Source organism: Citrobacter sp. Cpo037, from assembly GCF_030332945.1.
GTDB lineage: Bacteria > Pseudomonadota > Gammaproteobacteria > Enterobacterales > Enterobacteriaceae > Citrobacter > Citrobacter portucalensis.
Map to the genome: position 1 here is coordinate 4,892 of NZ_JAOWGW010000074.1, position 3,344 is coordinate 8,235.

The 3,344-nt window shown below is 57.4% G+C and carries 1 protein-coding gene and 2 pseudogenes; all 3 read right to left on the reverse strand.

What is annotated here, in order from left to right:
* Window positions 1-112: 112 nt before the first annotated feature.
* A complete protein-coding gene (locus OGX94_RS19255) occupies window positions 113-1,117 on the reverse strand; it encodes an IS110-like element IS5075 family transposase (RefSeq protein ID WP_000427619.1) in 1,005 nt (334 codons plus the stop codon).
* A gap of 78 nt (window positions 1,118-1,195) precedes the next feature.
* Window positions 1,196-2,962 (reverse strand): annotated as a pseudogene (locus OGX94_RS19260) (Tn3 family transposase); the annotation flags it as partial.
* A 51-nt stretch (window positions 2,963-3,013) separates the two neighbouring features.
* Window positions 3,014-3,344, reverse strand: a pseudogene (locus OGX94_RS19265) (IS6-like element IS26 family transposase); the annotation flags it as partial.

The window sequence follows — 3,344 nt, forward strand, 5'->3', positions numbered from 1 at the left end:
TGAGCCTTTCCGTTTTACAGGTTCCTCAACAGGCCGGTGGGCCGTTAGTATCATCAATATCAGTATTCGCAAAACCAGATGAATGATTGTTTAAACTGGTGTATTTCTGCCTTTATGCTTCGTAAGTTTGCTGTCGCGCCGTCAGTGCCCAGGCTATTCTGGCCAGCTTGTTTGCCAGAGCACAGGTGACGACAAAGTTGCTTTTCCGACACAACAACTCCCTGACCCAGTCGGCCAACTTGCCAGACTGGTGTTCCAGTTTTTGTATGAATACCCTGGCACACTGAACCAACAAAGTTCGGATCTTTTTGTTGCCCCGCTTGCTAATCCCTAACAATGTCGTCCGACCTCCCGTGCTGTACTGTCGGGGTACCAGCCCTGTTGCCGCCGCAAAGTCACGGCTGCTGGCGTACTGCTTCCCGTCGCCAATCTCAGTTGAAATAGTACTGGCAGTCAGCGTTCCAACGCAGGGAATACTCAGCAAGCGCTGTCCAACCTCATCTTCGTCCAACTTTCGTTTCAACTGAGATTCCAGATCTTTAATCTGCTCAACAAGATAGTGATAATGCTGTTGTAATTTCAGCAGTAACTGGCTGAGATAAAGAGGCAAACTACTGTCCTCAAGAAGGGTACTCAGTCGACTAATAACGGCAGCACCTCGCGGAACGCTGATACCAAATTCCAGCAGAAAAGCATGCATCTGATTAGTTGTTTTCACCTTATCCTGAACCAGGGATTCACGGACACGATGCAGAGCTCGCATTGCCTGCTGAGATTCGGTTCTGGGCTGCACGAAACGCATAGATGGACGTGATGCTGCTTCACAGATAGCTTCAGCATCAACGAAGTCATTTTTGTTGCTTTTAACGAATGGGCGGACAAATTGCGGTGATATCAGCTTTGGAAAATGCCCTAACTCTTCCAGCTTGCGTGCCATAAAGTGAGAACCGCCACAGGCTTCCATCGCGATGGTTGTTGCCGGGCATGTCGCCAGAAATTCGATTAGCTTTGGTCGGGTGAATTTTTTACGGTAAACGGCCTTCCCACGATGATCCTGACAATGAATATGGAAAGAGTTCTTACCCAGATCGATACCAATAAGCGCAATGTTTTCCATGATGGTTCTCCGAATGAAAGCCTGTCCTCAGCATAGTACTGGGAAGGAGGGAGTGACCATCTCATTAAATAAAGCACGCTAAGCCGGTTGCAGCGGTCGTAGCGGCCTGAACTTGCCCGCGCCGATCTTGGCGCTGCTGCGCCAGAGGTAATCGCCGGTGAGGTTGATGTGCTCCCAACCGAGCGGCGACAGGTACTGCAACAGCGCGTCATCAACGGCATGGCCGTTGCCACGCAGCGCGTGCGCAGCCCGTTCCAGATAGACCGTGTTCCACAACACGACGGCAGCCGTTACCAGATTGAGGCCGCTAGCCCGGTAGCGCTGCTGCTCGAAACTGCGGTCGCGGATTTCACCCAGGCGGTTGAAAAACACTGCCCTGGCCAGCGCATTGCGCGCCTCGCCCTTGTTCAGGCCGGCATGCACGCGGCGGCGCAGTTCCACGCTTTGCAGCCAGTCCAGGATGAACAGCGTGCGCTCGATGCGGCCCAGCTCGCGGAGCGCCACGGCCAGGCCGTTCTGGCGTGGGTAGCTGCCGAGCTTTCGGAGCATCAGGGAGGCCGTCACCGTGCCCTGCTTGATCGAGGTGGCCAGCCGCAGGATTTCGTCCCAATGGGCGCGGACGTGCTTGATGTTGAGCGTGCCGCCGATCATGGGTTTCAGCGCGTCATAGGCGGCGTCGCCCTTCGGGATGTAGAGCTTGGTGTCGCCCAGGTCGCGGATGCGCGGCGCGAAGCGGAAGCCCAGGAGGTGCATCAGGGCGAAGACGTGATCGGTGAAGCCCGCCGTGTCGGTGTAATGCTCCTCGATCCGCAAGTCGGACTCGTGGTACAGCAGGCCGTCGAGCACGTAGGTCGAATCGCGCACGCCGACGTTCACGACCTTGGTGTGAAATGGCGCGTACTGGTCAGAAATGTGGGTGTAGAACGTCCGCCCTGGGCTGCTCCCGTATTTCGGGTTGATGTGGCCGGTGCTCTCGGCCTTGCTGCCGGTGCGGAAGTTCTGGCCGTCCGACGATGAGGTGGTGCCGTCGCCCCAGTGCTCGGCGAAGGGATGGCGGAACTGTGCGTTGACCAGATCGGCCAGCGCCGCCCCGTAGGTTTCGTCGCGGATGTGCCAGGCTTGCAGCCAAGCCAGCTTGGCGTAGGTCGTGCCGGGGCAAGACTCCGCCATCTTGGTCAGGCCCAGGTTGATCGCGTCGGCGAGGATCGTGGTCAGCAACAGGTTCTTGTCTTTGGCCGGGTCGCCCGATTTCAGATGCGCGAAATGCCGAGTGAAGCCCGTCCATTCGTCCACCTCCAGCAGCAGTTCGGTGATCTTGACGTGCGGCAGGATCATTGCCGTCTGGTCGATCAGCGCTTGGGCGGTGTCGGGTACCGCCGCGTCGAGCGGCGTGATCTTCAAGCCTGACTCGGTGATGATGGCGTCCGGCAGCTCGTTGGCCGTCGCCATACGGTTGACGGTGGCAAGCTGTGTTTCCAGCAGCGTCAGCCGGTCGTTCAGGTACCGGTTGCAGTCGGTGGCCACGGCCAGCGGCAATTCGCTGGCCTGCTTGAGGCTGGCGAATTTCGCGGGCGGCACCAGGTAGTCCTCGAAGTCCTTGAACTGGCGCGACCCCTGCACCCAGATGTCGCCGGAACGCAACGCGTTCTTCATCTCCGACAGCGCGCACAGTTCGTAGTAGCGCCGGTCGATGCCGGTGTCGGTCATGACCAGCTTCTGCCAGCGCGGCTTGATGAACTCGGTCGGCGCGTCGGCGGGCACCTTGCGGGCGTTGTCGCTGTTCATGCCGCGCAGCACCTCGATGGCGTCGAGCACGTCCTTCGCGGCGGGAGCGGCCCGCAGCTGGCACTGTTGCAAAGTTAGCGATGAGGCAGCCTTTTGTCTTATTCAAAGGCCTTACATTTCAAAAACTCTGCTTACCAGGCGCATTTCGCCCAGGGGATCACCATAATAAAATGCTGAGGCCTGGCCTTTGCGTAGTGCACGCATCACCTCAATACCTTTGATGGTGGCGTAAGCCGTCTTCATGGATTTAAATCCCAGCGTGGCGCCGATTATCCGTTTCAGTTTGCCATGATCGCATTCAATCACGTTGTTCCGGTACTTAATCTGTCGGTGTTCAACGTCAGACTGGCACCGGCCTTCGCGTTTGAGCAGAGCAAGCGCGCGACCATAGGCGGGCGCTTTATCCGTGTTGATGAATCGCGGGATCTGCCACTTCTTCACG

What these genes read in the sequence shown, in the direction of transcription:
- OGX94_RS19255 (WP_000427619.1), bottom strand. Translation starts at nt 1,117, where the DNA reads ATGGAAAACATTGCGCTTATTGGTATCGATCTGGGTAAGAACTCTTTC.